The organism is Amycolatopsis panacis (assembly GCF_003600245.1).
GTDB lineage: Bacteria > Actinomycetota > Actinomycetes > Mycobacteriales > Pseudonocardiaceae > Amycolatopsis > Amycolatopsis sulphurea.
On sequence record NZ_QZFV01000098.1, the window covers coordinates 181,833 to 188,267 of the forward strand.

Here is a 6,435-nt window from a genome sequence, read left to right on the forward strand (position 1 = left end):
TCCTCCAAGGTTTGATGGCACTTGAACAGTACCGTTGTCGGCTCGGCCCCAACTCGATCGGATGAGGAGAGACCACCGTGCCCGCCCCGCTCCCCGGTCCCGACACCCGCATCGTCGAGCTGCGCGTGGCCGGTCTGGTCGGCACGAGCGGGGAGACCCTGCTCGACGCGGTGTCGACGGTGGACGTGGCGGGCGACGGGCTCGGCCGGGTGGTGCGCCCGTCCGACCGGCTCCGCCGTCCCGCACCGGGTCCGGTCGTCCCGGCGCTCGGCCGGTCCATCCCGCGCACCCTCGAAGGGTACTTGTGGACCGGCATGACCTCCGGCGGTGCGGCGAAGGCGGTCTGGGCGCTGCTGTTCCCGTTCTCGCTGGCGAACGTCGCGTTCTGGATGCTCCCGCCGGTCCACCGCGCGCGCAGGCTGGGCGGGGTTTGCCGCGGTCTGCTGCGGATCATCGCGGTACTGCTCACGATGCTGCTGATCAGTCAGGTGTCGGCCATGGTGATCGACCTCGTCGCGACCCAATGCCTCGCCCCCGGCAAAGCCTGTCTGAGCTGGGTGCCCAGCGGGCTGCGCGCGGAGCCGCTGCGGATCGGCGCCGGGGTGGCCGCCCTGCTGGTGCTGGTGTACGTGCTGCATCGGATCTCGTCCACGAACTGGCACGTGCGCGGTGGCGCGCGCAGCGCACGCAAACGGGTTCCGCTGCAACTGCATGCCGACCCCGAGGTCCACGGGATGTCCGCGCTGCACACAGTCGCCGCGCTGGCCTGTATCGCGCTGCCGCTGTTCGGCGGGCCGCTGCGGCCGCCGGAGCAGGTGCCGCAGCTGATCGGGTGGATCTGCACGCTCGCGCTGGTGTTCGCGGTACTGATCGGTGCCGCAGTCGGCAACGACACTGGCCGGCTCGCCCGGCGCACCCTGATCGGCTTCGCCACGCTGGTGACGATCGCGGCGGCTTTGCTGGCGGTACCGGCGAAAGAACGCCGTACCGGCATCGACGGCACGGTCGAAGGTCTCGGCGCCGCACTGGTCGTGATCACCACGTTGTTCGCACTCGTACTCGTGCCCGCCGCGCTGCTGGCCCGCAAGACCTGGCGAGACCGGCCGCACCGGCTGCGGCCGTGGCTCGGCGGCTGGGCCGCGGCGCCGGTGGTCGCGCTGGCCGGGCTGCTCGGTGGCGGGTTCGGCGCCGGGCTGGCGTTCGCGATCCGCAAGCTCCTCGGCACCGACGATCTGCAGCTGCCCAAGACCTACGACCTGGTCACCGCGCTGTGGGGCGGCGGGCTCGCGTTGATGGGGCTGGTCTCGGTCGCCGGGTACGCGATCGCCGTGCCGCTGCGCCGGCGCCGCCGCGGGGTGCCGCCGATCGTCGGGCTGATGGAGCACGACCGGGGCCAGGAGCAGGACGCCGCGCGCGCCTGGGCGAGGTCGGCTTGGGAACGCCGGCACCTCCACCACCTGACCACGATCGTGTCGCTCGGCCTCTGCGTTGGCGCGATTGCGCTGCTCATCGTGCGCTTCGGGTTCGGGCTGCAGCAGCCACCCTGGCTGGCGCCGGTGTCGACAGTCGGCGTGTTCGCGCTCGGCGGGCTCGCGGCCGGTCTGCTGCGGGTCGTCTACTCGGCGGCGCGGTCCCCGCAACGCAGCAGGCACCTGGGCGCGCTGTCGGATCTCGTGTCGTTCTGGCCGCGCGCAGCGCATCCCGGGGTGCCGCCGTGCTACGCGCTCAAGGTCGTGCCCGAGCTGGCCGAGCGCGTGAAGGAGCACCTGGCCAAGCCCGGCACGCGAGTGGTGTTGTCCGGACTGAACCTCGGCAGCGTCCTGACCGTCCTCACCGCCGCCCGGCTCAGCGAAGAGCTGCCGGAGGACGAGCTGAGCCGACTCGGGCTGCTCACCGCCGGCTCCCCGCTGCAGTGGGGCTATCAGCGCGCGTTCCCCGCTGTCCTGCCGCAGGAATCGCTGGCCACGCTGTTCGCCAAGCTCGACGGGCGCTGGCGCGCGCTGTGCCGGGGCACGGACATCTTCGGCGGCGGGGTGACCACCTGGCGCCACCAGACCCGCGGCCGGCACCTGCTGGGCGACGGCTACCTCCCGACCGGCGGCGCCGGCCCGCTGGAAGCCACCCCGGAAGCGTCCGGCGTCCTGGTCCTGGGCGGCGACCACTGGCTGCCCGATCCGCTTCGCGCACCGGACGGACGGCACCGCTGGACGCCCGGTGTGCTCCGGCACCTCGATTACGTCGCGGACCCGGAATGGGACCACGCCGTGGCCATGGCCGCGGGGCTGGGCCGTACCGGGCAGGTACGGCCCCTCGGCGAGCAGGGTTCGCTGTTCAGCGACCTGCCGCGGCCCCGCTGACCCCGGCCTCAGTTCTCCGTTACCTCGGCGGGCACGGCCTGTTCACCGGGCTGCCGCTTGCCCAGCAGGGAATTGCGGCGGCCGTAGGCGAAGTAGACCACCACACCGACCACCATCCACACGATGAACCGCAGCCAGGTGAGGACGGTCAGGTTCAGCATCAGCCACAGGCAGATCAGGATGGCCACCGGGGCGATCACCCAGACCCCCTTGACCTTGAACACGCGCGGCAGGTCCGGACGGGTGCGGCGCAGCACCAGCACCCCGGCGGACACCAGGATGAACGCGAACAGCGTGCCGACGTTCACCATTTCTTCCAGCTTGTCGGCCGGGAAGAAGGTGGCCCCGACGGCGACCAGCGTGCCGACCACGATGGTCGCGCGCTTGGGCGTGCCGCGTTCGCTGGTCTTGGCGAGGCTGCGCGGCATCAGGCCGTCGCGCGACATCGCGAAGATGATCCGGATCTGGCCCAGCATCAGGACCATGACGACGGTGGTCAGGCCGATCAACGCGCCGACGGAGATCAGGTTCGCCGCCCAGTTCACGCCGTTCGCGGAGAACGCCGTGGCGAGGGTCTTGTGGCTGCCGTCGCCCGCGGATGTGGCCAGGTCGGTGTAGGGCGTCATGCCGACGACCACCAGCGACACCGCCACGTACAGCACGGTCACGATGGCCAGCGAGCCGAAGATGCCGCGCGGCACGGACTTCTGCGGATTGCGCGTCTCCTCCGCGGTGGTCGCGACGATGTCGAACCCAATGAAGGCGAAGAACACGACCGAGGCCGCGGCCAGCAGACCGAAGACCCCGAACGAGCTGCTGGAGCCACCCGCGAGCACGGAGAACAGCGAAGCGTCCACGCCGGTCTCACCACCACCCGCGGTCTTGCCCGGCGGGATGAACGGCGTGTAGTTGGCGCTCTTGATGTAGAAGAAGCCGAACACGATCACGAACAGCACCACGGCGACCTTGATCCCCGTGACCACCATGGAGAACCGCGAGGACAGCTTCGTCCCCAGCACCAGCAGGGTCACCAGAGCCAGGACCACGAGCAGCGCGCCCCAGTCGATCTGGAACCCGCCGCCGAGGTCGATCACCGTCTTGGCGTCTTCGCCGAAGAGGTAACCGAGCACCGTCTGCAGATAGGCCGACCAGCCCTTCGACACGGCGGCGGCACCGACGGCCAGCTCCAGGATCAGGTCCCAGCCGATGATCCACGCGACGAACTCGCCGAACGTGGCGTAGGAGAACGTGTAGGCGCTGCCCGCCACCGGCACCGTCGAGGCGAACTCCGCGTAGCAGAGCGCGGCCAGCCCGCAGGCGATCGCCGCCATCACGAACGCGACCGGCACCGACGGGCCGGCGTAGTCACCCGCGGTGCGCGCGGTGAGCGTGAAGATCCCGGCGCCGACGACCACCGCCACGCCGAATACGGTCAAATCCCAAGCGCTCAGGTTCCGGCGTAGCCGACTGCCCGGCTCGTCGGTGTCCCTGATCGACTGTTCGATCGACTTGGTGCGCCACAACCCTGTGCCGGGCAACGTTGACCTCCTGCAAGGACTTCAGGTAACCAGGCAGCCACCCTAGCGGGTGATCGCCGGGCCGATACGCAGCAGGTCACCGGGGCGTGCGATCAAGGTCCGGCTCGAGGTAGATCAACGAGGCCACCGGCAGTTTCGCCCGTACCCGGGTCTCCGCGTCGTCGATCGCGGTGGCGACCTGCCCGGTGTCGAGACCGGGCACCAGCGCGAGCTTGGCGGCCACCAGCAGCTCGTCCGGGCCGAGATACTGGGTGCGGATGTGGATCACCCGCTCGACCTTGCCCGCGGCCAGCTCGTCGACGATGGTGGCCAGCTCGGACTCGGTGGCGCCCTCGCCGATCAGCAGGCTCTTCATCTCCACGATCAGGATCACCGCGATCACGCCGAGCAGCAGCCCGATCGCCACGGTGCCGAGCCCGTCGAACACCGGGTCGCCGGTGAGCACCGAAAGGCCGACCCCGGCCAGTGCGAGCACCAGCCCGGCCAGCGCGCCGGCGTCCTCCAGCAGCACGACGGGCAGTTCGGGCTCCTTGGCCTGCCGGATGAACCGCCACCAGCCGAGCCCGCCCTTGACCTCGCGCGCCTCGCCGATCGCGGTGGCGAAGCTGTAGCTCTCCAGGCAGATCGCGACGACCAGAATGATCACCGCGACCAGCGGCGTCTCCAGCGGCTCCGGTTCGAGCACCTTGTGGACACCCTCGTACAACGCGAACGCCGCACCGAGCGTGAACAGCAGCAAAGCGACGATGAACGAGTAGAAGTACCGCTCCCGCCCGAACCCGAACGGATGCTCACGGGTGGCCCGCCGCCGCGCGGACTTCTTGCCCAGCAGCAGCAACCCCTGGTTGGCGGTGTCCGCCACCGAGTGCACCGACTCGGCCAGCATCGAAGAGGACCCGGTGACCAGGAACCCGGCGAACTTGGCCACCGCGATCCCGGCATTCGCGGACAACGCCGCGATGATCGCCTTGCTACCCCCACCAGCTGACACGGCCTGCTCCCGTTGGTCGGCGCCCGAATTGCCCGGAGGGGAGCCTAGATGGTGGCGGCGGGCCGGGTACGCGCAGGCCGATTCCCGGCAGCCGATCACCGAGGTATCCCATGAGATACATTGAGCCCTCACCATGGTATCCTTTCGGATACGTACACAGCTCAAGTCGGGCGATTCAGGTGGGACAAATGCGTACTGGTGAATTACTGGCGGAAGCACGCCGAGCGGCCGAGCTGAGCCAGCACGAGCTGGCACAGCGAGCGGGCACCTCACGGCCGACGCTGTCCGCTTACGAACGAGGCAGGAAGTCCCCCACCCTCGACACTGTCACACGGCTACTGGCCGGCGCGGGGTTCGAGCTGGCGCTGGAATCCCGGATCGTTTTCCACGAGCAGTCCGCTCCCGGAGGTCGCTCGATCTCGCTTCCTTCCGCGCTACCCCGGCTTCCACTGGCCAAGGCATTCGCATCGGTCGTCCTGCCGGTGGAGCTGAACTGGTCGGAACCGGATCGCCGGTTTGATCTCGCCGCGCGCGCGGACCGGGCGCGGCTGTACGAGATCGTGCTGCGAGAAGGCACCGGCGACCACATCATCGAGTACATCGACGGCGCGCTGCTGATGGATCTGTGGGATGAGCTCGTCCTTCCGCGCGACGTTCGCTCCGGCTGGGAGACGCTCGTCCACAACGCCCGGCATGAGCACTTGACGTGAGCTCATCGGAAGCGCTGACCCCGTTTCAAGTAACTGTTGCGCAGATGTTCTTCGAGCTTCCGGAAAGCGACGGCTTTCTGCTTGCCGGGGGCGCCGCACTGGTTGCACAACGTCTGACGAACCGGCCGACGCAGGACTTGGACTTCTTCGCCAGTCCCGGCCGCGGCGATGTGCCGGACGCCCGGGACGCCTTCGAAGCCACCGCCGCAGCGCGTGGTTGGCAGGTGCGCCGGATCCGTGATACCACCACGTTCTGCCGGCTGGTGGTGACCGGCCCGGACGATCTCGTGCTCGACTTGGCGCTCGACGCCCCACCTCACAGCCCGCCGACGTTGACCTTCCTTGGTCCGACCTTCAATCGGGAAGAACTTGCGGGCAAGAAGGTCATAGCGCTCTTCGACCGTGCTGAAGCCCGTGACTTCACCGACGTGTACGCCTTGTCCGCGACATATCCCAAGCCACGGCTACTCGCCCTCGCCGAGCAACAGGATCCCGGTTTCGACATCTCGGAGCGTTATTCAAAACCATTGTGAGTAATTACGTGAATTGCTGATCCGCTCCGGCGTGTCACCGAGAAAGGCAACGGTCCTCGCGAGAAAATTTGAGAGTTCCGACCAAAGAATTCTCAATACCCGGGAGAACCGTTGCACTACCATCGTACTACAGGCCTCATGTTGTCGCAGATGCAGGAGCTTGTGTGGCGAGTCCGTGAATCGTTGACCGAGCCGTGGAATAAGAAGATCGGGCGGCCGAAGTCGTGTGGATTGCACCGGGCGGTGGAGATCGCGTGCATGTATCTGCGTCATAACGGGACGCAGGAGTTTCTTGGCGATATGTGG

Annotated in this window: 5 protein-coding genes; 3 read left to right on the forward strand and 2 right to left on the reverse strand. The window is 68.5% G+C overall.

Annotated features, from left to right (window positions below; all coding sequences use genetic code 11):
• Positions 1 to 77: 77 nt before the first annotated feature.
• Positions 78 to 2,357 (forward strand): hypothetical protein, encoded by a 2,280-nt coding sequence (locus D5S19_RS21160; RefSeq protein ID WP_120025081.1) that lies wholly within the window; start codon positions 78 to 80, stop codon positions 2,355 to 2,357.
• A gap of 8 nt (positions 2,358 to 2,365) precedes the next feature.
• Here the strand turns inward: D5S19_RS21160 and D5S19_RS21165 are convergent, their stop codons facing one another.
• Both D5S19_RS21165 and D5S19_RS21170 read right to left on the reverse strand, forming a co-directional pair.
• A complete protein-coding gene (locus D5S19_RS21165; protein ID WP_120025082.1) occupies positions 2,366 to 3,895 on the reverse strand; it encodes an amino acid permease in 1,530 nt (509 codons plus the stop codon).
• Between the two features lie 76 nt (positions 3,896 to 3,971).
• Positions 3,972 to 4,886 (reverse strand): cation diffusion facilitator family transporter, encoded by a 915-nt coding sequence (locus tag D5S19_RS21170; RefSeq protein ID WP_120025083.1) that lies wholly within the window; start codon positions 4,884 to 4,886, stop codon positions 3,972 to 3,974.
• Between the two features lie 188 nt (positions 4,887 to 5,074).
• On the opposite strand from D5S19_RS21170, the gene D5S19_RS21175 reads away from it, so the two are divergent.
• The gene (locus D5S19_RS21175; protein ID WP_120025084.1) at positions 5,075 to 5,596 is read left to right on the forward strand and encodes a helix-turn-helix domain-containing protein; all 522 of its coding nucleotides are present in this window, start codon (positions 5,075 to 5,077) and stop codon (positions 5,594 to 5,596) included.
• Entirely contained in the window at positions 5,593 to 6,129 is a 537-nt protein-coding gene (locus tag D5S19_RS21180; protein ID WP_199730609.1) for a nucleotidyl transferase AbiEii/AbiGii toxin family protein, read from the forward strand. Before D5S19_RS21175 ends, D5S19_RS21180 begins: the two co-directional genes overlap by 4 nt.
• The last annotated feature ends 306 nt before the right edge of the window (positions 6,130 to 6,435 follow it).

Excerpts from the sequence above, each read along its gene's own strand:
- D5S19_RS21175 (WP_120025084.1), top strand. The coding sequence starts at position 5,075 with ATGCGTACTGGTGAATTACTGGCGGAAGCACGCCGAGCGGCCGAGCTG.